This is a genomic window from Nocardia kruczakiae NBRC 101016, assembly GCF_001612965.1.
GTDB lineage: Bacteria > Actinomycetota > Actinomycetes > Mycobacteriales > Mycobacteriaceae > Nocardia > Nocardia kruczakiae.
In genome coordinates this window covers 86,380-109,651 of record NZ_BDBL01000026.1, presented here as the reverse complement: position 1 = coordinate 109,651, position 23,272 = coordinate 86,380, and the positions used below count along the sequence as shown (strand labels likewise).

19 protein-coding genes are annotated in these 23,272 nt (G+C 67.5%); 6 read left to right on the top strand and 13 right to left on the bottom strand.

Annotated elements, in window-relative coordinates; all coding sequences use genetic code 11:
* Positions 1-3: 3 nt before the first annotated feature.
* On the bottom strand, positions 4-891 hold the full coding sequence (locus NK1_RS19480; protein ID WP_063010608.1) for a TIGR03619 family F420-dependent LLM class oxidoreductase: 888 nt from the start codon (positions 889-891) through the stop codon (positions 4-6).
* Between the two features lie 107 nt (positions 892-998).
* On the bottom strand, positions 999-2,699 hold the full coding sequence (locus tag NK1_RS19475) for a metallophosphoesterase family protein (protein WP_063010543.1): 1,701 nt from the start codon (positions 2,697-2,699) through the stop codon (positions 999-1,001).
* Between the two features lie 137 nt (positions 2,700-2,836).
* On the opposite strand from NK1_RS19475, the gene NK1_RS19470 reads away from it, so the two are divergent.
* Positions 2,837-3,172, top strand: a complete 336-nt coding sequence (locus tag NK1_RS19470) for a TfoX/Sxy family protein (RefSeq protein ID WP_063010541.1) — start codon at positions 2,837-2,839, stop codon at positions 3,170-3,172.
* Between the two features lie 23 nt (positions 3,173-3,195).
* Here NK1_RS19470 and NK1_RS19465 read toward each other — a convergent pair whose 3' ends face one another.
* Positions 3,196-3,816: a TetR/AcrR family transcriptional regulator gene (locus tag NK1_RS19465; protein WP_063010539.1), complete on the bottom strand. Its 621-nt coding sequence runs from the start codon at positions 3,814-3,816 to the stop codon at positions 3,196-3,198.
* Positions 3,817-3,929: 113 nt separating this feature from the next.
* Between NK1_RS19465 and NK1_RS19460 the strand changes: the two genes are divergently transcribed.
* From NK1_RS19460 to NK1_RS19450, 3 genes are read left to right on the top strand one after another with little or no spacing between them, the layout of a single operon-like run.
* The gene (locus NK1_RS19460; RefSeq protein WP_063010537.1) at positions 3,930-4,970 is read left to right on the top strand and encodes an NAD(P)-dependent alcohol dehydrogenase; all 1,041 of its coding nucleotides are present in this window, start codon (positions 3,930-3,932) and stop codon (positions 4,968-4,970) included.
* A gap of 16 nt (positions 4,971-4,986) precedes the next feature.
* Positions 4,987-6,639: a steroid-24-oyl-CoA synthetase gene (gene casG, locus NK1_RS19455; protein WP_063010534.1), complete on the top strand. Its 1,653-nt coding sequence runs from the start codon at positions 4,987-4,989 to the stop codon at positions 6,637-6,639.
* Between the two features lie 39 nt (positions 6,640-6,678).
* Positions 6,679-8,418, top strand: a complete 1,740-nt coding sequence (locus NK1_RS19450) for an N-acyl-D-amino-acid deacylase family protein (protein ID WP_063010532.1) — start codon at positions 6,679-6,681, stop codon at positions 8,416-8,418.
* 30 nt (positions 8,419-8,448) lie between these two features.
* Here NK1_RS19450 and NK1_RS19445 read toward each other — a convergent pair whose 3' ends face one another.
* From NK1_RS19445 to NK1_RS19435, 3 genes are all read right to left on the bottom strand, one after another.
* Positions 8,449-9,738, bottom strand: coding sequence for an RNA polymerase sigma factor (locus NK1_RS19445; RefSeq protein WP_063010530.1), 1,290 nt, complete (start codon positions 9,736-9,738; stop codon positions 8,449-8,451).
* A 13-nt stretch (positions 9,739-9,751) separates the two neighbouring features.
* Positions 9,752-10,168 carry a YciI family protein gene (locus tag NK1_RS19440; protein WP_036504404.1) on the bottom strand — a complete coding sequence of 139 codons (417 nt, stop codon included), beginning with the start codon at positions 10,166-10,168 and terminating at the stop codon, positions 9,752-9,754.
* Between the two features lie 139 nt (positions 10,169-10,307).
* On the bottom strand, positions 10,308-10,817 hold the full coding sequence (locus NK1_RS19435) for an anthrone oxygenase family protein (RefSeq protein WP_063010528.1): 510 nt from the start codon (positions 10,815-10,817) through the stop codon (positions 10,308-10,310).
* A 115-nt stretch (positions 10,818-10,932) separates the two neighbouring features.
* Here NK1_RS19435 and NK1_RS19430 point away from each other — a divergent pair, with 115 nt between their 5' ends.
* Entirely contained in the window at positions 10,933-11,352 is a 420-nt protein-coding gene (locus tag NK1_RS19430; protein WP_063010526.1) for an SRPBCC family protein, read from the top strand.
* Positions 11,353-11,409: 57 nt separating this feature from the next.
* Here the strand turns inward: NK1_RS19430 and NK1_RS19425 are convergent, their stop codons facing one another.
* Genes NK1_RS19425 through NK1_RS19400 form a run of 6 tightly spaced genes read right to left on the bottom strand, consistent with a single transcriptional unit; the run spans position 11,410 to position 20,163 of the window.
* Complete coding sequence (locus NK1_RS19425; RefSeq protein ID WP_063010525.1) at positions 11,410-12,066, bottom strand: Uma2 family endonuclease; 657 nt, start codon at positions 12,064-12,066, stop codon at positions 11,410-11,412.
* A gap of 38 nt (positions 12,067-12,104) precedes the next feature.
* Positions 12,105-13,061, bottom strand: coding sequence for an LLM class flavin-dependent oxidoreductase (locus tag NK1_RS19420; protein WP_063010523.1), 957 nt, complete (start codon positions 13,059-13,061; stop codon positions 12,105-12,107).
* A 57-nt stretch (positions 13,062-13,118) separates the two neighbouring features.
* A complete protein-coding gene (gene narI / locus NK1_RS19415) occupies positions 13,119-13,856 on the bottom strand; it encodes a respiratory nitrate reductase subunit gamma (protein WP_063010521.1) in 738 nt (245 codons plus the stop codon).
* On the bottom strand, positions 13,853-14,602 hold the full coding sequence (narJ, locus tag NK1_RS19410; RefSeq protein ID WP_063010519.1) for a nitrate reductase molybdenum cofactor assembly chaperone: 750 nt from the start codon (positions 14,600-14,602) through the stop codon (positions 13,853-13,855). The genes narI and narJ overlap by 4 nt, the downstream gene beginning before the upstream one ends.
* 43 nt (positions 14,603-14,645) lie before the next feature.
* Positions 14,646-16,349 (bottom strand): nitrate reductase subunit beta, encoded by a 1,704-nt coding sequence (narH, locus tag NK1_RS19405; RefSeq protein ID WP_063010517.1) that lies wholly within the window; start codon positions 16,347-16,349, stop codon positions 14,646-14,648.
* A gap of 1 nt (position 16,350) precedes the next feature.
* The gene (locus NK1_RS19400; protein WP_084461218.1) at positions 16,351-20,163 is read right to left on the bottom strand and encodes a nitrate reductase subunit alpha; all 3,813 of its coding nucleotides are present in this window, start codon (positions 20,161-20,163) and stop codon (positions 16,351-16,353) included.
* Between the two features lie 393 nt (positions 20,164-20,556).
* On the opposite strand from NK1_RS19400, the gene NK1_RS34620 reads away from it, so the two are divergent.
* Complete coding sequence (locus NK1_RS34620) at positions 20,557-21,054, top strand: hypothetical protein (RefSeq protein WP_157104350.1); 498 nt, start codon at positions 20,557-20,559, stop codon at positions 21,052-21,054.
* Here the strand turns inward: NK1_RS34620 and NK1_RS19390 are convergent.
* Positions 20,972-23,269, bottom strand: coding sequence for an arylsulfatase (locus tag NK1_RS19390; protein WP_063010511.1), 2,298 nt, complete (start codon positions 23,267-23,269; stop codon positions 20,972-20,974). The two genes, NK1_RS34620 and NK1_RS19390, sit on opposite strands and share 83 nt — an antisense overlap.
* Positions 23,270-23,272: the final 3 nt, after the last annotated feature.

Below are 23,272 nucleotides of genomic sequence, written 5' to 3'. Positions count from 1 at the left end.
CTCCTATCGGTGCGCGGCGATGACGGTCTCGCCGTAGTGGGTGATCGCATCGACCTTCTCGTCGAGGCTGCGGGTATCCGGTGTGGCGTCGTAGACGCTGCGGAATCCGACGATCACATCGGTGACACCCGAGGCGGCCAGCTGTTGCATGCCGTCGGTGTCGAAGGGGTCGCGCGCCACGACGTGGATCTGGAATTCGGAGGTTCGCGCCGGCGCGGATGTCTCGTATTCCGAACGCAATTCGGCCAGGCGACCCAGGAGTGCGGACAGTTCGGCGAGGTCGCCGCCCGCATGCATCCACCCGTCTCCGCGCCGGACCGCACGCCGCAGCGCGGCCTCGCTGTGGCCGCCGACGAGGATCGGAATCGGTGTGGTGGGGACCGGAGTGATCTCCACGGCGGGCAGGTCGTATATCTTTCCGCGATAGGTGAATTCACCGCCGCCGCACAGGCCGCGCACGATATCGATGCCCTCGTCCAGGCGTGCGCCGCGCCGCTCGAACGGCACGCCCATCATGGCGAAATCCTGGGGCCACGGGCTGATTCCGACGCCCAGCGAGAGCCGGTTGCCGCTCAGCACCGCCAGCGTCGCGGCCTGTTTGGCCACCAGGACGGGTGGGCGCACCGGCAATTTCAGCACGAACGGTGTGACCCGCAGCGTGGTCGTGGCCGTGGTGATCGCGGTGGCGGCGATCATCGGTTCGGCAAAGGGCTTGCCGCGCAGGAACTCTCGCCGCCCATCGGCGGTATAGGGATAACGCGGGTCACCGTCGCGCGGATAGGCCAGGCTGTCCGCCAGGCAGATGCCGGTGAAACCGGCCGATTCCGCGGCCCGCGCGAGGTCCACCCAGTGCACGGGGTCTCCGCCCGCCTCGGCGAAATGGAAACGCATGACCGCCATGGTGGCCGCCGGTCGCGGTGTGGTGGGCCGGCGGCCCGCTCAGCGGCTCTGCGGGACGACTCAGTGGGCCGACGGGTTGACCCGGCCCGTGCCGCGGGTCAGCGGCCCACCTGCCGGCGATAGGTCACCTTGTCGAATTCGCGGCCGTATTCGTCGACGGCCACCACATCCATCTCGCTGGCGAAGAATCCGGGTCGCACATCGACCCGGATGAACGAGTAGTTGCGGAACCGCACCCGCGACCAGGTCGCGGCCTCGTCCTGTTTGGTGCCCCCCGGTGTCCACACGTAGCTGTTGGGCACCGCGGTGTCGGGCACCTCGTGACCGCGGTAGGTCTCCGGGGAGCCGGGCTGGAAGCCGTAGCGGGGACGGCCGCCGCCGCCCACGGTGTAGTAGACGGTGCCGTCCGCGTCCGGGTAGACGATCGAATTGTCGCCCGCAGCCTTGGTCGGGCGGCCGCCGCGGATCGGGTCGGTGCGCTCGAAGATGTGGTTGTGCCCCTGCAGCACCAGATCGACCTGATAGCGGTCGAACAGTGCGCACCAGGCGTCGCGCAGGCCGCCGTCGCTGGCGTGGGAATCGGTGGTCGAATACGCGCAGTGATGGAAGAAGCAGACGATGAAGTCGATATCCGGATTCGCGCGATAGTCCGCCAGAGTCCGCTCCACCCAACTGGTCTGGGCGCCGCCCGAGTAGCCGGTGTTGGCCTTGATCTCGTAGGAGACGTCGTTGGCGTCCAGCGACAGCACCGCCACATTGCCGTAGGTGAACGAGTACGCCGACGGGCAGCCCGCGGGCCCGTTGGCCGGCAGGTCCAGGCGCGCGAGGTGTCCGCCGTACCCGTGGGTGTCGTAGGCGGCCTCCATGTCGTGGTTGCCGGTGGCGAACATCCACGGCGTGGTCGATGCACTGGCTTCGATGGCGCCGAAATACACGTCCCACACGTACGGATTGAACTTGTCGAATCCGTCCGGCAGTTTGTCGCCGGCGGTGACGTAGCGCGGCTTCTTCCCCGCGCCCGACGGATCCGCGTAGGCGATATCGCCCGCCAGCACATGGAAATCCGGCTTGCAGGCCACGATCTGGCGCATCACGTTGTCCGCGTGCGGGACGGCCGGGTCGTTGTCGGGTTTGTAGTACTTGTCGTCGTAGTCGCCGGGAGCGACGCCCGCCGGCTGGGCAGGGGTGTCGTCGGTGCCCTGATCGCCCATCATGGTGAACCGGAAGGGCAGCACCGCGTTGCGCACGCTCGGCATCGCGGTCGACGCGGCGCGGATGTCGCCGACGAATCCGTCGGAGGTGCGCCAGCGGTAGAAATGCGGCAGCCGTCCGGGCAGGCCGTCGACCGGCGCGTGCACATAGAACTGTTCGGCCGCGAGTACGCCGCTGTCGCTCGTGGGGATCTGGGTCACCAGATCGCGCACCTCCGCCTCGACACTCGCGCCGAGCGCCGGCGTCGGCCCGTGGTCGAGAAAGATCTTGGCGCCGTTGGGATTACGCGAGAGCTGCGCGGCGAAGCGCAGCTGGCTGGCGGCGTCCGGGCCGTAACCGACGTGGCGGCCGCCGACCGCGAGCTGCGCCTGATCGGCATAGGCCCGCCCCGCGAACGGTGAGGTGCCGACGGCGGCCACCGCGGCGGCCGCGGCCGAACCGCGCAGGAAGTTCCGCCGCGACACCGCATGCCGCCGCAGATATCCCCGGTGCCATTCGTGCTGTTCGGCCATCGTCATGGTGGCGGCCAGCTGCTCGGGGATTCCGGTATCGGGGATGTCACCGGCAGGATTCAAGCGATTCCGCATGAGGTTGGATGCTGGTCCAACCGCCGCACCGGAGCAACCGCTGCGGGTTCCCAAGGGCGCGAATTCTCGGTGAATTCTTCGAACCGGCCACTGCGGAATCGGGCCGAACCTGTCGGTACCCGGTGTGAGAATGCCGTATGGCCTATGACGAAGAGTTGGCGGACCGGATCCGGGACCTGCTCGGGCCGGCGGTGACCGAGACGGTCGAGAAGCGCATGTTCGGCGGGCTGGCCTTCCTGGTCGGCGGCAATATGGCGGTGGCGGCCAGCGGCCGGGGCGGACTGCTGGTCCGGGTCGATCCGGCACAGGCCGAGGAGCTCATCGACGGTTCCGCGGTCGCGCCGATGGTGATGGGCGGCCGCGAGATGCGGAACTGGTTGCGGGTGGCGCCGGAATATCTCGACGACGACGAGGTACTGCACACCTGGCTGGATCGCGGGCTCGAATACGCCCGTACACTCCCGCCGAAATAGCCGGAAGACATTGTCCGACAGTGTTATTCGGGTGCCTGCAGAGCCGGGAACCAGATATCGGTGAGGACTTCGGCCGCCGCGGCCGCGGTGACCTCGATGGTGCCCTGCATCGCCCATCGGGTGAAGAAGCGTTCCAGCTGCGCCACGAGTAGTTCGATGCGCAGGCGCGCTTCGTCGCGGCGGCTCTCGGGCCAGCGCGCCAGATAGTCCGGCATCCCGTCGGCGAGCTGCATGATGCCCTCCCGCGCGAGGTCGCGGAACTCCGGTTCCAGGGCGGTCGCCTCGTCCCAGGCGGGAAGCAGATCCTTGTTGTCGAAGAACCACTCGATGGCCCGGCGCATCCACGTGGTGAACTCCGCGCGGGAACCGGTGGCCAGGACCCGGTCCAGATCCCGGTAGAAGAATTGGACGCTGGCGAGTGTGCCCTGTTCGGCGATCGCCCGCAGCACCTCGGTCTTACCGGTGAAGTGCAAGTAGAAGGTGGCCCGGCTGCAGCCGACCGCGGCCGCGATGTCGTCGACACGCACTCCCAGATAGCCCTCACGCACGAACAGCTGCCGCGCCTCCTCCACGATGCGCATCCGCGTCGCCCGCTTCTGCTCATCGCGCAGCGACCCGCGCCGGGCGGTCGATTCCGAAGGCATGACGTCGATGATAGACGCCCGCACACTCACTGGACGCTGTGTCCAGTGAGTGCTACCGTGTGTGCCACGTCACGTCCGGCGCTGCGCCGAACGCCGCGGTGAGGAAACAGAACATGCGCGCATTGCAATTGACCGGGCCCGGCACGCTGGAGCTGCGCGAGGTCCCGATCCCCGAGATCGGGCCCACCGATCTGCTGTTGAAGGTCGGGGCGGCCGGAATCTGCCATTCGGATTCCTTCGTGCTCGGCTTGCCGTTCCCGCTGCGCGAGGATCCGCTGACGATGGGGCATGAGATCGCCGGCACCATCGAGGCGGTCGGCACCGAGGTCGACGGTCGTCGCGCGGGGGAGCGGGGGCTTGTTTACCTGTGCTGGTCCTGCGGCGTATGCCGGGAATGCGTGAGCGGTAACGAGAACGTCTGCCTCGCGGCGGGTCGCACCGCGATGCCGCCCTGCCCGGGACTGGGGCCGGACGGGGGGATGGCGGAATACGTTCGCATTCCGGCGAATTCGTTCGTGCCCATCGGCGAGCTGGAGTTCGCGACGGCGGCGCCGCTGGCCGATGCGGCGCTGACGCCGTATCACGCCATCCGCGGGGCCGCCGATCAATTGCGACCCGGCGCCACCGCCGTCGCGATCGGCATCGGCGGGCTCGGACATGTCGCGGTGCAGATCCTGAAGGCCACGACGGCCTGCCGCATCATCGCGGTCGACATCTCCGCGGAAAAGCTGGAGCTCGCCACGTCCTGCGGCGCCGACCTCACCCTGCCGGCCGACGAGAAGACCGCCGCCCGCATTCTGGACCTCACCGACGGCCGGGGCGCCGAGGCGGTTTTCGACTTCGTCGGCAACGACGCCACCGCGAAACTGGCCGTCGAATCGGTCGCGCCGAACGGCGCCTACCGCATGGTGGGACTCGACGGCGGTATTCCGGGCATCGACGCCGGACCCGCCGGTGGACCCGGCCTGCCGTGGGGTGCCACCATCCGAAAGTCCTACGGCGGCACGAGAAGTGACCTGTACGCCTCGGTCGCGCTCGCGCAGCGCGGTGCCATCGGCGTATCGGTCGAACGATTCGACCTCGCCGAGGGCCCGGCCGCATTCGAACGACTAGACCGGGGCCAGATCCGCGGTCGTGCCGTGCTCATCCCGTAAGCAGAAAGTGAAGGTTATGACGCGAGCTGCCGACCCGCAGGCCATCGCCGCCCGGATCACCGCCGACCTCACCGGCCCCGGCGGGCCGTTCGAGATGGTGGTCGAAGAGGTACTGGGCGCGCCGATTCCGGTGATGCGCGATCGGCGGCGCAGTATGGCCGAACTGTTCCACGCGGGTACGGCCTGGGGTGACCACGACTATCTGGTGACCCCGGACCGCCGGATCACGTTCGCCGAACACGGCGCCGCGGCAACGGCTCTCGCGCGCGCACTCGCCGATCGTTACGGTGTCGGCAAGGGCGACCGAGTGGGCATCCTCGCCGCGAACACGCCGGAATGGGTGACGACGTTCTGGGCGGCGCAGGTGCTCGGCGCGATTCCGGTCGGCTACAACGCGTGGTGGGCGCCGCGCGAGATCGCCTACGGTCTGCAGCACACCCGCCCGACGGTGGTCGTCGCCGACGCCAAGCGCGCCGCCCTGCTGGCCGAGGTGGGCACCGACATTCCGGTGCTGACCATGGAATCCGATCTGCCGCGGCTGATCGCCGGCCATCCCGGTCCGGCGCCGGAGGTGTCGATCGCGGAGGACGACCCGGCGGTCATTCTCTACACCAGCGGGACAAGCGGGCGGCCCAAGGGCGTGGTACACACCCAGCGAAACCTGCTGGCGGTCTGCGACTATCATCGATTCACCGATGCCATGGCGGCCGCCTTTCGCGGACAACAGCTCGGATCGGGGCCCAGCGATCGCCGATTCCTGTTGACCTCACCGCTGTTTCATATCGCGAGCCTGCACAATCTGATCATTCCGCGACTGGCCACGGGCGCGACCGTGGTGATCAACACCGGCAGCTTCGACCCGGAGCGGGTGCTGTCGCTGATGGAGCGGGAGCGGGTGACCAACTGGGGCGCGGTGCCGACGATGGTCAGCCGCATGCTCGAACACGACCTGTCCCGTTACGACCTGTCGAGTCTGGTGGCGTTCTCGCTCAACGCCGCCCCGTCCTCCCCGGCCTTCCATCAACGGCTGCGCCGGGAACTGCCGATGGCCGAGGTCGCGCTCACCACGAGCTACGGCCTCACCGAAAGCGGCACCGCGGCAACGGTTGCCACGCCGCCGGTGCTGGCCGCCCACCCCGACACCGTCGGGATGCCGATCATCGGCGTGAGCATCGAGATCCGCGATCCGGACAACAGGGCGCTGCCAGACGGCCAGGAGGGTGAGATCTGTGTACGCAGCCCGTACGTGATGCTCGGTTACTGGAACGACCCGGCCGCCACCGCGACCGCCATCGATGCCGAAAGATGGCTGCACACCGGCGATTTCGGCGTGATCGAGGAGGGCCGGCTGCGTCTGTCGGGACGGCGGTCGGATCTCATCCTGCGCGGCGGGGAGAACGTGTACCCGACCGAAATCGAGAACGTGCTCGACGAGCATCCCGCGGTACTGGAATCGGCGGTACTCGGTGTGCCGCACGCGGATCTGGGGCAGGAGGTGGCGGCCGTCGTGGTCGTCGCCGATCCGGCCATCGTGACCGAGGACGAGCTGCGGGCCTTCACCGCCGAGCGGCTCGCCTACTTCAAGGTGCCGGCCCGCTGGGTGATCACGGCACAACCGTTGCCACGCAACGCGACCGGCAAGGTCGTGCGGCGCGAGATAGAGATCTGACGCGCCCCGCCGGGGCGGGTGGGTGAAAGAGGGACTGTCATGTACGACAGCATCATCAAGGGCGGTATCTGGTTCGACGGCACGGGCGCGCCGTCGGCGGTGCGCGACGTCGGCATCCGCGACGGGCGGGTGGCCGCCGTCTCGGCCGAACCCCTGGACGAATCCGGCTGCGAGACCGTCGTCGACGCCACCGGCAAATGGGTGATCCCCGGGATGCTCGACATCCACACCCATTACGACGTGGAGGTCCTGCTGGATCCGTCGCTGTCGGAATCGGTGCGCCACGGTGTCACGACCGTGCTGCTCGGCTCCTGTTCGCTGTCGACCGTGCACGTCGGCGCCGAAACCGCGGGCGACCTGTTCGGCCGGGTGGAGGCCATCCCGCGCGGACATGTGATCGACGCCGTAGGCGATGTGAAGACCTGGCGCAACGCCCACGAGTACGCCGCCGCCCTGGATGCCTCGCCGCTGGGGCCGAATGTGGCGGCGTTCCTGGGACATTCGGATATTCGTGCCGCGGAGATGGGTCTGGACCGCGCCACCCGCACCGAGGTGAAGCCGACCGCCGGCGAGCTGACCGCCATGCGCCGGCATCTGGACGAGGCCCTCGACGCCGGTTTCGTCGGTATGTCCTCGCAACAGCTGATGTTCGACAAACTCGACGGCGAGACCTGCCGCTCCCGCACCCTGCCCTCCACTTACGCCACCATGCGCGAACGACACCAGCTCAACGCGATTCTGCGGGCTCGGCGGCGCGCTCTGCAGGGCGGGCCGGATGTGGCGCGACCGCACAGCCTGGTGGCGATGGCGCTGTCGAGTCTGGGCATCGGGCAGCCGCATCTCAAGGTGAGTCTGCTCTCGGCGGCCGATATCAAGGCGATTCCCCTGGTGGCGCACGTGTTTCCGGCCCTGGCGCGGGCGATCAACGCCTTCGGCGGAGATTTCCGCTTCCAGCATCTGCCGGTGCCGTTCGAGGTGTACGCCGACGGTATCGATCTGGTGGTGTTCGAGGAATTCGGTTCCGGCGCAGCGGCATTGCATCTGTCGAATCAGCTGGACGAGCGCCACCGGATGTTGCAGAGCGAAAGCTATCGCCGTCAGTTCCGCAAGGATTACGACCGCAAGTTCGGCCCTCGGGTGTGGCATCGCGACTTCTTCGACGCCGAGATCGTGGAATGTCCGGACAGTTCGGTCGTCGGCAAGACCTTCGGTCAGGTCGGGGTGGAACGCGGGGGAGTGCATCCGGTGGACGCCTTCCTCGATCTGGTGGTGGAGTACGGGCCCAAGGTGCGCTGGCGCACCACGATCTCCAACCACCGGCCGCGTGTGCTGGATCGCTTCGCCGCCGATCCCGGCATGCAGCTGGGTTTCTCCGACGCCGGTGCGCACCTGCGCAATATGGCCTTCTACAACTTCGGGCTGCGGCTGCTGCGCCGGGTGCGCGATGCCGAACTGGCGGGGCGCCCGTTCATGTCGGTGGAACACGCGGTGCACCGGCTGACCGGGGAATTGGCCGACTGGTACGGGCTCGACGCGGGACATCTGCGCGTCGGCGACCGCGCCGACGCGGTGGTGATCGACCCGGCCCGGCTGGATGCGGGACTCGAGCGCTACACCGAACAGACGATGCCGTACTTCGGCAATCTGTCGCGCATGGTGAATCGCAACGACGACACGGTGAATGCCGTATTCGTCGGTGGCCGTTACGTTTTCGGCAACGGAGTGGCCGCGCCGGTGCTGGGTTCGCAGCGCACCGGGCGCTTTCTCACCGCCGCCTGACCCGGTCGGCCCACGGACCGCGGGCCGTGCTCAGCCGAGGTGGTCGAGCTTGCGGTGCAAGACGGCTCGCTCGCGGTCGTTGCCGCACAAGCGCGCCGCCAGCTCCCACTCCTCGCGGGCCTCGCTCGTGCGGCCCAGGCGGGCCAGCAGTTCGCCCCGGACCGTCGGCAGCAGATGGGAATTCGGCAGTCCGCCCTCGGCGCGCAGACCGTCCACGATCTCGAGTCCGGCGTCCGGGCCCTTCGCCATGGCGACCGCGACCGCCCGGTTCAGCTCGACCACCGGCGACGGGGCGAGGCGGCCCAGCGCTTCGTAGAGGCTCACCACGCGGTCCCAGTCGGTGTCGGCGACCGAGCCGGCGACGGCGTGGCATTCGGCGATCGCGGCCTGCACGCCGTAATAGCCCAGCCCACGGCCGACCTGTCCGGCGCGGGTGAGGGCGGCGCGGCCGCGCCGGATCGCCGCCCGGTCCCAGCGCCGCCGGTCCTGATGCTCCAGCAGCACCGGCTCACCGTCGGGGCCCGTCCGCGCCGGGAAGCGGGCCGCGGTCAGCTCGAGCAGCGCCAGCAGTCCGTACACCTCCGGTTCGTCCGGCACGAGACGGGACAGCACCCGAGCCAGTCGCTGCGCTTCCCCGGCCAGATCGAAGCGGATCAGTTCGGTGCCCGAACTCGCCGACGAACCTTCGGTGAAGATCAGGTAGATCACGCTGAGCACCGAGCTCAGCCGGGCAGCACGCTCACCCGCTTCCGGGACTGCGAACGGAATATGTTCCGCGGCAAGGGTTTTCTTCGCCCGCGTGATCCGAGCCTGAACCGTCGCGGCCGGGACGAGAAATGCTCTGGCGATCTCGTCGCTGGTGAGACCGCCGACCACACGCAGCGTCAGCGCCACCCGCGCCTCCCGGGAGAGCACCGGATGACATGCCGTGAAGATCAGAGCCAGCACGTCGTCGTCGATGCGATCGGGATCCCACAGCGGTTCCGCTCCCGAACGCATCGGATCCGCACCGGGACCACCGGTCAGCACGCCGCCCTCACCCAAGCCGCGGGCGAGGGCGGCGTAGCGATCGTCGAGGGCGGACCGGCGGCGGAAGGTGTCGATCGCGCGCCGCCGTCCCACCGTGAGCAACCAACCGGCCGGATTGTGCGGTGTCCCCTCCCGCGGCCAGGTGACCAGCGCTTCGGCCAGTGCTTCCTGCGCCAGATCTTCGGCGAGGGCGAAATCGCCGGTGTAGCGGGCCAGCGCGCCGACGATGCGCGCGGATTCGATCCGCCACACCGCGGCGACCGCCTCGCGTCCGGTGGGATCGGCCGTCATCCGGATGTTCCGTTCAGAGCTGCCCGGTGGCCTCGCGCCACGCCCGCTCCTTCTGAATCCAGACGTTGTCCTGCGGAAATTCGTCGATCGTGGGCACCCGCCGGATCTCGGTCTTGCACCCCTTGACGATGACCGGCATCCGCTTCGCCCACTCGACCGCCTCCTCCTTCGAGGCCACGTTGAGCAGGTAGAACCCGCCGAACAGTTCCTTCGTCTCGCCGTACGGACCGTCGGTGACGACCGGGGTTTCCCCGTCGTAATCGACCACCACGCTCTCGGCGGGGTCGAGCCCCTCCGCCGCGAGCAGCACGCCCGCCCGGATCAACTCGTCGTTGAACTTGCCCATCGTCTCCAGCATGGTGCCGAAATCGACCTCGCCCATGCTCGCGTAGGCCTCGTCGGTGGCGCGCATGATCAGCATGTACTTCATGGTGTGTCTCCTTCGTCTCGCGGATCCCCTCCGGACCCTCTCACCCCTGGGTCGAACGACAACCACTATGGATCGACACGGCCCCCGAAATTTTCCGAAATTTTTTTCCCGCCCCGCATTATCGCAGGTGGCTGGGCCCCTACCCCTTGTTCGTGGTGCGCAGGGCCCAGGCGAGGACGCCGAGGGCGCCGGTGTTGGCGAGGGCCCGCAGGATGTTGAGGGTGATCCAGGGGCCTTCGAACTGGTGGCGGAGGGTGGCGAAATCGCCGGAGGAGGTGTCGGCGAGCTGGTTGTTCAGCGGGACGTTGCCGCCCGAGGTGATGAGGAAACTGATCACGTTGAGGGCCAGGGCGAGCAGCACCCACCACAGCACGGTGCGCTGATCGGTGCGCCAGTACAGCACGGCGGCCAAGCCGGTGAAGGCGACCGAACCGAGGAAGCTCAGCATGAAGACCGGGTTGACGATGACGGTGTTGATCCGGTTCATCACGTCCACGAAGGTGCGGTCGTCGAGCTGGCGCAGGGCCAGCATCACCGAGCTGGCGTAGGCGTAGAAGACGCCGGCCAGCAGGCCGGTGGTGACGGTCGCGCCGATCAGAGAGCCGGTCGCGAAGCCGGAGGTGGTCGAGGTGGCGGTGGTCGCTGTCATGCATTCAGTACACCGGGAAACGCTGAGCGTTCCCATGGTCCGGACGCTCGCTCCCATACGCGAGCGTCCACGCGGTCCGGCACCGGCGAACCCGGACCAGGGTAGCGTCGATCCCATGGCCACCATCCGCCACGAGATCGCGATCGACGCACCGCCGCAACACATCTGGGACGTACTGCGCGATATCGGCGCCGTGCACGAGCGCCTGCTACCCGGCCGGGTCGCCGATACCGCGCTCGACGGCGAGCACCGCATCCTGACCTTCCCCGACGGCCATGTGATCCGCGAACGCATCGTCAGCGTCGACGACGACCTGCGCCGCCTGGCCTACAGCGTGATCGAGGGCGCGCGTCCGGCCCTCACCCATCACAACGCGTCTTTCGAAGTGCGCGAGACGGATTCGCACACCGGACGGCTGATCTGGACCACCGATCTGCTCCCGGACGAACGCGCCCCCGAAGTCCGGATCCGTATCGAATACGGCGCCGCGGAGATGAAACGAGCCATCGAAGCGGCAGCGGTCCGGGGAGCGTGAACACGGTCCGCGCCATCGGCATTCCCGCGTGCGGGTGAGATCCGACCGTGGACCGACCTAGAGTTCCAGCTCTGTCCACGGAATGGTGATCGGAAACGGAAACTCGATGCTGATGCCGTTCGGGTCCGCTCGGGGCGTCCATTCGTCGGCCAGGATGTAGTTCATCGCGTGAAGGGCGTGTACGCCGGGCGGAAGGTTTCCGGTGCGTGTTTGCAGCGCATAGGCGCGGACGGTGGCGATGCCGCGAGGATTCCTGGCCAGCTTGACCTCCCAATACCAGTCGATGCCGGCCTCCGCGTAGCGTGCTTTCTTCGCCTCCATGTCACTGACGGTGTTCGACGGTGACAACACCTCGCCGACCAGTAGAACGTCGTCCGCACGAACATCTTGATATTCAACGGGCAGACATCGGTAGACGAGAAAGTCCGGCGTGAGGAAGTCCGATTTGCCGTTGCGACCGAGGAAGACGTTGGTTTCGGTCGAGACGCGCCAGCAACGGTCGGGCTGCCTGTCGTGTTCCTCGCGGACGCATCGCCGCAAGGCGTTCCAGAACAGGTTCGTGCAGTCCTGATGCTCGGCGGGCCCGCGACGGACCCAGACGACCCTGCCCTCCCACAGTTCGATCTGGCCCGCGATCTCCTCCGGCAGCGCGGCCAATTCCTCCCAGGTCATGTATTCCGGGAGGTCATCGGGTTCGCTGAGCGGGCTCGGCATGCGTCCATGATAGGGAGTCGCCCTCGAAAAGACGGCGCTCAGTGCGGGGCCGCGTCCAGGGTCGGGCGGATGATTTCGTCGGCGATCCAGTGGGCGACTCCGTCCGGGTACGGGGCGGGAGGGTTGAGGACCAGGTGGGTGAAACCGGCGTCGATCAGTTCGAGCAGCGTTTCGCGTATGCGGGCGGGGGCGTCGTAGGAGATGGGCAGTTGCGCCGAACGGGTGATGTGTGCGGGATCGCGGCCGATCGCCGCGCACTGGTCGTCCAGTGCCCGGCTGTGTTCGCGGAGGGTGTCGACGCCGGTCAGCGGGGGGCCGATCACATTCCAGAGATCGGCGTGGGCGGCCACGATCGGCAGCGTCGACGCGCCCGCACCGGCGAGCAGAATCGGCGGATGGGGCCGCTGGACCGGTTTCGGATCGCATTGGGCGCCGGTGAGAGGGAAGTGTTCGCCCGGGAAGTCGAACACTTCCTCGCTCCACATCCGCCGGATCAGGACACACGCCTCACCCAAACTGCTCACCGCGTCGCGCCACGTGCCGACCGGAATGCCGTACGCCGCGTACTCGGGCGCGACCATCGTCGCGAAGCGGGGATCGTTGCGCGGGAACCCCCCGACGCCGATCCCGAAATCCAGTCGCCCGCCCGAGATCACATCGACGGTGGCGGCCATCTTCGCCAGCAGTGCCGGATGCCGAATCCGGTTGTTGGACACCAGTAATCCGAGCCGGAGTCGTCGCGTCCGCGCCGCCAGCGCCGCCAGCAGCGTCCAGCCCTCGAGGACCGGGCCCGCCGACCGGCTCCCCGTCGAATCGCCGTCGTGTCCGGGCAGCCCGACCGCCGCCCGCGGCAGCAGATGGTCGTACAACCAGGCATGCTCGATCTCGGGTATGTCGTCGGCCTCCAGCCACACCCGCAGGATGTCCGCGTAGCCGACGTGCGCGGGTGTCGTCTTGATGCCGAAACTCGGTGCGGGCCGGACGGAATCGTTCATACCGGCGAAGCTAGTCCGTGGAGTGCGCTCCAGGTCAAGGGCTGCGGGTCGGGCGAATCAGCGCGACGGCGGCAGGACCGGGCTCTGCCAGGCCCGCGCGTACTTCTTCTTGTTCGCCACATCGACAGGTTTGCTGCGGTACACCACGTACGGACGCACCAGATAGCCGACGGGGGCGCTGAACATGTGGACCAGCCGCGTGTAGGGCCAGACGGCGATGAGCGTCAGCACGATGAGCCCGTGCGCCTGAAAGGTCCAGGGCGTGCCGACCATCAGGTCCGGCTGCGGATGAGCGGTGAAAAGGCTTCGGAACCACGGCGATACGGTCTCGCGATAGTTGTACGTGCCCCACAGCAGATTGCTGCCGACGGTATTGAGCAGCCCGGTGATCAGCGCGGCGGCGAGCAACACGTACATGAACATGTCGTTGGTGGTGGTCGCCTTGCGCACGGCCGGGACACGCACGCGTCGATAGGCGAGTATCCCGATACCGGCGATCACCGCGACGCCCGCCACCGTACCCGCGGAGACAGCGATCACGTGATACAAGTGTTCGGAGATGCCGACGGCATCGGTCCAGGACTCCGGAATCAACACGCCCAGCACATGTCCGCCGATCACACCGAGCATGCCGAAGTGGAACAGCGGGCTGCCCATGCGTAGTAGCCGGGATTCGTAGATCTGCGAAGACCGTGTGGTCCAGCCGAATTGGTCGTTGCGGTAGCGCCAGAGGTGGCCCAGCACGAACGAGGTGAAGGCGATGTAGGGCAGGGTGGCCCAGACGGTGGATGTCATCGTCGATCTCCGGATCCGGCGAAAAGCCCTGCGGTGGCGGAGGTTCCGGCGGCGGGCGGCGAATACAGGTCGGGGTTCATGGCGGGATGCATCGACTCGCCGTTCATCGAATACGGTTCCAGCCCGACGTCCTCGTCCGGCGGTCCCTGCGCGGCCAGTTCCGCGATCCGGCGGCGATCTGCCGTGGTGGGCGGGGGCAGGGTGGCGAGGACGGCGGCCAGGGCGCCGGCGTACGGCGATTCGCTGTCGGTGAGCGACAGCCGCAACATCTCCAGCACCGGCACGTGTTCGCCGAGCAGTCGTTCACCGCCGATCGGGTCGACGGTGGCGGCGAACTCCAGCAGCACCGGAAGATGGTCGGGCAGTTCGCGATCCGACAACTCCGCCCCGGCGTGCCGATAGGCGTGCTTGAACCGCAGCAGCGCCATACCGCGCTTGCGGGTGTCGCCGTAGGCGTAATAGGTCAGATGCAGGCTGGCGCGCCGGCGCAGGTCGAAGGTGTCGACGTAGTCGCGCGCCAGGGTCAGCGGTGCGGTACCGGTCAGGTGGGCGAGCAGCCGGTCGAGATCGGCGCGCACCGGCTCCGGGAGCGAGGCCACCGCCTCGGACAGGTCGGCGAGCATGGCCAGCGTGTCCGGACCGGGGTAATCGAGCAGGAGCGCCGAGATCCGCCAGATCAGCCGGCGATCCCGTTCGGACATCTGGACGACCGGCGCGGGGCGCTTGCGCAACGTCAGCAGTCCCATGGCCGCACCTCTCGTCGTGCGGAGCCGGGGCGGTGGCATATCCTCATCGGCTCGCTCCGGTCGGTTCGGGCAGCGTGTCGTCGGCTACGTCGTGTGCGGGACCACTCTCGTGCCCGTTGGTCGCCGAATGCCCGTCGGCGGCACCGTTGCCGTCGCGTTCCGGCACCAGCCCCTCGGTCGACCCGCCGTCCCAGTTCAGCAGGTTGATTCGCGACGATTTCTGTTCCGGCGCCGCGGAATTGGCATCGACGAGTGCGAACTTCTCCGATGTCACGTCGAAGGCCGTCATCCCCGGCCCGCCGTCGCCGTCCAGACTGCACCCCGTCGCCAGCGAATCCAGTTCGTGCGCCCGGGATGTCGCGCCCGACGGAATCACGTACCGGTGTTCGTATTTGGCGATGGCCAGCAGCCGGTACATCGCCTCGATCTCCTCCGGTTCCAGGCCCACCGCGCCGGGAATCGCCAGATCTGGTTCCTGGCCGAGGTTGATCGAGCGCATGAACGACCGCATCCCGGCCAGCCGCTGCAATGCCGCGCGCACGGGCCCGATATCCCCGGCGGTGAACAGCTCGGCCAGATATTCCACCGGAATGCGCAGCGAGTCGATGGCGCCGAACAGATTTCGCGCATCCTCACCGTCGTGCCCGGTCTCGGCCAGCACGTCCACCACCGGCGACAGCGGCGGCACGTACCAGACCATCGGCATGGTCCGGTACTCCGGATGCAGCGGCAACGCGATCTTGTAGTCGACAATCAGCTTGTAGACCGGCGAATCCTGCGCCGCGGCAATCCATTCCGGCGAGATACCGGCGCGTTCGGCCTCGGCGATCACCCGCGGATCGTGGGGATTGAGGAATACGCCCAGCTGCGACGGATACAACTGCTCCGGATCGGTCACCGAGGCCGCCTCGAGGACCGCGTCGGCGTCGTAGAGCATGACGCCGATGTAGCGCAGACGCCCCACGCACGTCTCCGAGCAGACGGTCGGGATACCGACCTCCACGCGCGGATAGCAGAACGTGCATTTCTCGGCCTTGCCGGTCTTGTGATTGAAGTAGATCTTCTTGTACGGGCAGCCGGTGATGCACTGCCGCCAGCCGCGGCATTTGTCCTGGTCGACCAGCACGATGCCGTCCTCGGCACGCTTGTAGATCGCACCCGAGGGGCAGGAGGCGCCGCAGGACGGATTCAGGCAGTGTTCGCAGATGCGCGGCAGATAGAACATGAAGGTCTGCTCGAATTCGAGTTTGACCTGGTCCGACAGCCGCGCCAGCAACGGGTCCCGGCCGACCTGTTCCGGTCCCGAGCCGAGGTCGTCGTCCCAGTTCGCGCCCCAGGTGACCTTCGTATCCTCGCCTGTGATCAGCGATTTGGGCCGTGCCACCGGGGTGGTGTCCATGGCCGGCGCCGACAGCAGATTGTCGTAGTCGTAGCTCCAGGGGTCGTAGTAGTCCGACACCGTCGGCAGATCCGGATTGGCGAAGATGTTGAGCAGCCGCTTCATCCGCGACCCGGACTTCAGGGTGAGGCGGCCGCGGCGGTCCAGCGTCCAGCCGCCCTTCCACTTCTCCTGATCCTGGTACTGCCGCGGATATCCCTGCCCCGGCCGGGTTTCCACATTGTTGAACCAGACGTACTCGGTGCCGCCCCGGTTGGTCCAGGCCTGTTTGCAGGTGACGCTGCAGGTGTGACAGCCGATGCACTTGTCCAGGTTCATCACCATGGCCAGCTGTGCCATGACACGCATATCAGTACTCCACTTCCTGTGAGCGTCTCCGGATCGTGGTGACCTCGTCACGCTGATTTCCGGTGGGCCCGTGGTAGTTCAGGGCGAACGACTGCTGGGCGTATCCACCGATCAGATGCGTGGGCTTGATCATGATCCGGGTGAGCGCGTTGTGGATGCCGCCGCGTTTGCCTCGGCCCGCCCGCATGTCCGGGGTGCCCTCGATACGCGGTACGTCGACCGCGCGGTCCTGGGCGTGATACATGAAGACCGTGCCCTCGGGCATACGGTGACTGACGATCGCCCGGGCGACGACCACACCGTTGCGGTTGACGGCCTCGATCCAATCATTATCGGCCACACCAATTTTCGCCGCGTCACGATCCGACATCCAGATCGCCTGCCCGCCCCGCGAGAGGGTGAGCATATGCAGATTGTCCTGATATGCGGAGTGGATGGACCACTTCGAATGCGGAGTGAGGTAGCGGACGGTGACGCCCCGCTCACCGACCGCCCCGACGTCGGGTTCGCGGAACAGCACCGACATGTCCAGCGGTGGCCGGAAGATCGGAAGTTGTTCGCCCAGTTCGATCATCCAGTCGTGATCGAGATAGAAGTGCTGGCGTCCGGTGAGCGTATGCCAGGGCTTGAGCCGTTCGGTGTTGATGGTGAACGGGGAGTAGCGCCGGCCGCCGGTTTCGGATCCGGACCATTCCGGTGACGTGATCACCGGCACCGGCCGGGCCTGCGTATCGGCGAAGGTGATCCGCTTACCTTCGTGCTCGGCCGCCAGATCCGCCAGCCGGGTGCCGGTGCGCCGCTCCAGCGCGTGGAATCCCTCCACCGCCAACCGGCCGTTGGTGGTCCCGGACAGCGCCAGGACGGCCTCCGCCGCGTGCACGTCCTTGGCCAGCGACGGGCGGCCCTGCGCGATGCCGGAGACCACGCTGCCGTTGACGCCGCGCAGATAGTCGACCTCGGCGTCGGGGACGGTCGTGACGCCCTTGGTAGTGACACCGAGCGTTTCGATCAGCGGGCCCAGCGCCGCCATCTTCTCGGCCAGCTTCGGGTAATCACGTTCCACGACAACGAGTTTCGGCATGGTACGGCCCGGAACGGGTTCGCATTCACCCGCTTTCCAGTCCAGCACCCGCCCACGCGCCTGCGCCAGCGCGTCCACCGAATCGTGTTGCAGCGGAACGGCGACCAGATCCTTGCGGACGCCGAGATGTTTCTCGGCAAGCCAGGAGAAGCCGCGCGCGATGCGGTGGAAGGCCTCGAAATCGGTTTTCGCCTCCCACGGCGGGGAGATCGCGGGGGAGAAGGCGTGCACGAACGGATGCATATCCGTCGAGGACAGATCGTGTTTCTCGTACCAGGTGGCGGCGGGCAGGACGATATCGGAGAACAGCGTCGTCGAGGTCATCCGGAAATCCAGCGACACCAGCAGATCCAGTTTTCCGGTCGGCGCCTGTTCCGGCCGGCGCACCTCCTGCGGCGGCACTCCGGCCGAATCGTCGGCCTGCAGATTGGAATCCGCGCCGAGCAGATGCCGGTGGAAGTATTCGTTGCCCTTACCCGAGGAGCCGAGCAGATTGGCCCGCCACACGGTGAGCACGCGGGGGAAGTTCCGCGGTGCGTCGGGATCCTCGCAGGCGAACTCGAGATCACCGGATTTCAGGTTGCCGACCACATAGTCCTGCGGCGTCTGCCCCGCGGCCTCGGCGGCGTCGACCAGATCCAGCGGATTGCGATCGAACGTCGGATACGTCGGCATCCAGCCGAGCCGGGAGGCCAGCGCGATATTGTCGGCGGCCGTGCGCCCCGCGAACACGCCGGAACCCAGTGGGGAGGCGAAGGTTTCGGAGGTGAAGGGGTCGTAGCGCCACTGGTCGTTGGTCAGATACCAGAACACCGTGCCCTGCATCTGCCGCGGCGATCGCTGCCAGTCCAGGCCGAATGCCAGGGTGGACCAGCCGGTGACCGGGCGGCACTTCTCCTGGCCCACGTAGTGCGCCCAGCCGCCGCCGTTGACGCCCTGGCAGCCGGTGAGCAGCGTCAGGGTGAAGAAGGCGCGATAGATCTGATCGGAGTGGAACCAGTGATTGGTCCCGGCGCCCATGAGGATCATCGACCGGCCGCCGGAGCGATCGGCGTTGTCGGCGAATTCGCGCGCGATCCGAATCGCCTGTGCCGCAGGCACTCCCGTGATCGACTCCTGCCACGCTGGAGTGTAGGGCGCGCTCGGGTCGTCGTAGCCGGTGGGCCAGTCGCCCGGCAGATCCGGACGCCCGACGCCGTATTGCGCGAGCAGCAGGTCGAAGACGGTCGTGACGCGGCGTCCGGCGATGACGGTGGTCGGCACCGAACGGGTGACCGTGCCGGTCTCGCCGTCGAAGCGGGGGAACTGTACGGCCGCAGCATCGTCGGTGCGGCCGTACAGAGTCATGAGCGGATCGACGTCGCCGAGGTCCAGATTCCATCGCCCGGCGCCGGATTCGGAGAACCGGTCGCCGAGGGTTCCGTTGGGCACCACGGGATTTCCGTCGCCGTCCAGGAGGACGGTCTTGTGTTCGGCGTTGTCCACATCGAACCCGGGGAGGCCCGCGGCGGCCAGGTCGGCGGCGGTGAGGAACTTACCGGGCAGCCAGGTGTGGCCGCGGTATTCGCCCTCGCCGTTCCAGCCGCCGTCGCGCTCGTCCAGCGTGATCAGGAACGGCAGATCGGTGTAGCGCTTGATGTAGTCGTCGAATCGCGCAGTGGACCGGTCGACGAAGAATTCGCGCAGCACCACGTGGCCCATCGCCATCGCCAGGGCGGCGTCGGTGCCCGGGCGGGCGGGGACCCATTCGTCGGCGAATTTGGTGTTGTCGGCGTAGTCGGGGGAGACCACCACCACCTTCTGACCGCGGTAGCGGGCCTCGGTCATGTAGTGCGCGTCCGGGGTGCGGGTGACCGGGACGTTCGAACCCCACATGATCAGATAGCCGGCGTCGAACCAGTCCGCGGATTCCGGGACGTCGGTCTGGTCGCCGAACACCTGCGGCGAGGCGACCGGCAGGTCGGCGTACCAGTCGTAGAACGACAGCATCGAACCGCCGAGCAGGGAGATGAACCGGGCGCCGACCGCATGCGAGACCATCGACATCGCGGGGATCGGTGAGAAACCCGCGATGCGGTCCGGCCCGTACTGCTTGATGGTGTAAACGTGTGCCGCGGCGGCGATTTCGGCGGCCTCCCACCATTCCGCGCGCACGAATCCGCCCTTGCCGCGCGCGGATTTGTAGGTCTCGGCCTGCTCGGGATCCTCGACGATGGATTCCCAGGCCAGCACCGGATCCTTCAACCGGGCCTTCGCCTCGCGGTACATCTCGAGCAAGACTCCGCGCACGTACGGATAACGCACGCGCGCAGGGGAATACGTGTACCAGGAGAACGAGGCGCCGCGTGGGCAGCCGCGCGGTTCGTATTCCGGTTTGTCGGCGCCGACCGAGGGATAGTCGGTCTGCTGGGACTCCCAGGTGATCACGCCGTCGGAGACGTAGATCTTCCAGGAGCAGGAGCCGGTGCAGTTGACGCCGTGCGTGGACCGGACCACCTTGTCGTGGGCCCAGCGGTCGCGGTAGAACTCGTCGGCCTCGCGCCCGCCGACCTTGTGCACGGTGCGAAGATCATCCGACACCTCCCCGCGCTGGAAGTAGCGGCCCACCTTCAGCAAGGCATCGGCCGCCGACTCGGGTGCGCCGTTCGACACCGCGGCTCCGCCGTTCGACGCTGATGAGGGGGCCGAACTCTTTTTGTGCGATATGACCACAACGCCCCCATCGAGACACATGAACCGGGCTGACCAGTCGAGAGTAAGGACGCCGGCGGGGGCGGCAAAACGATCCGCTCACACCGCGCGTGAGCCGCCGGTGAGCTGTGAGCTGGGGGAAACGTGCCGGTCACTGGGCAATTGCCGATGGCGCGGGGTGATTCCGGTCCGACCTGCGGCGATACCGATTCTCACGGTGCCGAACCGTCGGCGCAGAGCCGCCGTCCACGCGCTCGGTGATGCTTTGGAAACCGGCGCTTCGCGGGCGTTTTACATTTGTTAACACATTCGCGCGGCGCCGAATCGAGTCGAAAGGATAGCGGCGCGCGGTCGGAAGTGACGGCGATTACCGATTTTCGGCACTGTTTGCCGAACGGTCGCACCGCCCGCCCGGCGCGTGGCTACGGTGTCACGATGGCGATGATTCCGACCGACGACCTGCCCACCCCGACGGCCGACGTCCTACGGCGCCGGGCGCGCGCAGCCGGTCTCTCCATGAACGCCCATATTCGCGGTGAGCTGATCGAGCTCGCTGGTCGGCGTGTTCCGCTGGACGCTGTCGTGGAATTCCTGGATGCCGAGCGCCGCGGCCGTCACGATTCCGGCATCGACGCCGACGCCATGGCCGTGATCCGTGACTACGACCTCCCGGCGCAAACCTGGAGCGTTCTCGCGCGTCGAGCGGGCGCCGTCGGCATGCCGCTGAGCGCCTACATCCGGCAGGAGCTGATCACCTCGGCCCGCCGGACGACGGTGTACGACGTGGCGTTGGAGATGCTCGAAGTCCAGCAGGCGAATCAGGGTGTGGTCATCGATATGTCGCAGACCGCTATTCGGCCACGAGTTCTGCCTCCGACTCCACCGCCCGCACCACCTGTTCCGATACCTGGAGCGGTCCCGGGGTGTAGGTGACGGCACGCAGTGACCCGGTGTAGCGGAACGGGCCGCGGCGCTGTCGTAGGTCCCAGGCGACGGGGCCGCGGGCGTCCACGCCGACCGAGATACCGGTCCAGGGGGCCATCCCGACGAGCTGGACCTGGTCGGTGAGGGTGGCGACGGACGTGCCGTCGAGGAAGAGGGCGAAGTCCCAGCGCAGGCGCGGCCGTACCGTCGCGGCCAGGGTGACCTCCCGCGTCCCGGGGACGATGAGCGCAGACACCTCGGTATACCGGCCGAACGAGTTGAAGCCGAACACGATTCGGCCGTTCTCGAGGTAGAGCAGATAACCGCCCTGCGGATCGCCGTGGGCGACGAGTACCCCTTCGTCACCGTCGTGGTAGCCCGCGAGTTCGGCGGTGACGGTGAAATCGCGGTACGCGATGAGGCGCTGCGAGCGGTACCGCTCGAGCGTCGGCGTCCCGGGCAGGATGCGCAACGGCTCGGACAGGCGGGCTTCCTCAGGGCGCCGGCGCGCCAGATCCCGGCGGGTCAGCAGCGGGAAGACGGTATTACGCCAGGCCGCCTCGTCCCAGGCCGCGGCCAGTTCACGCACCTTGCCGGGGAATTCGGCTGCGACATCGTGCAATTCGGTGGGGTCGGTCCGCACGTCGAACAGCTGCCAGTTCGGCGCGTCCACCTCGCCGCCCGGCTCGTGCAATGCGAGCAGTTTCCAGCCGTCCCGGTAGAAGCCGCGATGCCCGGTCATTTCCGAATACTGCTCGAGGTGCCGGGAGCGGGCATCGAGGTCCCGCAGCACTTCTGCCGCCGATACGCCGTCGAAATCCTTGGCCGGCAGCCCGTTTCGCACGGACGGTCGCGAGACTCCCGACAGTTCCAGCAGGGTCGGCGCCAGATCGGTGACATACACGTATTCATCGCGAATCACGTTGTCCGGCAGACCCTTCGGCCAGGAGATGATGAACGGCACCCGCACTCCACCGGCGAAGGTCTGTCCCTTGTAGAACCGGAACGGCGTGTTCGACGCTTGCCCCCAGCCCCGCGGATAGTGCACGCCGAGACGGGCGGTGCCGATCAGATCCTCGTCGTGCGGCACATCGCCCACCCAGTCCGGATCGTCGACGTGCGCGAATTCGGCCAGATAGCTGCGGGTGCCGACCGGGCCGCCCTCGGCGGTGCCGCCGTTGTCGGAGGTGAACACCACGATCGTGTTGTCCAGTTCACCGAACTGCTCGACGGTGTCGAGAACACGCCCGAGGCTCTGGTCGATGCTGTCGACCATCGCGGCGTACACCTCCATGTACCGGGCGAAGCGGCGCTGCTGCTCGGCGCTCAGCGAATCCCATTCCTGCGCTTCGTAACCCGGCTCGGTGTTGCGCGGTTGCTGTTCGGTTCCCGGCGCGAAGAGTCCCTGCGCCAGCTGGGAGGCGAATCGGCTCTGTCGCACCGCGTCCCAGCCCTGCGCGTATCGGCCGCGATATTTCGCGAGATCGACGTCCTTGGCCTGCAGCGGGCCGTGCATGGCGACATGGGCGAAGTAGAGGAAGAACGGCTTGTCCGCGTCGTGGGCGCGCAGATCCTTCAGGTAGGTGATCGCCTTGTCGGTCAGGTCGTCGGTGACGTAGTAGTCCTCCGGATACTGCTCGATATCCACCACGGAGGAGTCGGAGACGATCTGGTTCGGGTAGAAGAACGAGTTGAAACCCTCCAGTGAACCGTAGTATCGATCGAAGCCGCGCTGTGTCGGCCACGAATCACGGTGTGCCGCAGGGTTCATCGTGGCGTCGCGCACGAGGTGCCATTTGCCGACCGCGTAGGTGGCGTAGCCGCCGGCGCGCAATATCTCCGGCAGGGTCAGCACATCGTCGGCGAGTTCCAGGCGCAGGCCCGGGTAGCCGGGATCGGCGTTGGCGACGAAGCCGAATCCGGCGCGATGGGAATTGAGGCCGGTCAGCAGGGCCGCGCGCGAGGGCGAGCACAGCGGGGTGGTGTGGTAATTGGTGAGCCGGACCCCGCGCTCGGCCAGCCGGTTCAAGGTCGGTGTCTCGATTTCGGAGCCGAACGGGCCGATATCGCTGTAGCCCATATCGTCGACCAGCACCACGATGATGTTCGGCGCTCCCGCGGGCGCGCTCGGCGGGTAGTCCCACGCAGGGCTGGATTCGGCGGTGGTCCGGCCGATCTCGCCGGTGAAGGCATCATATCCGCGGGCATACTCGGGCACTGGCATACG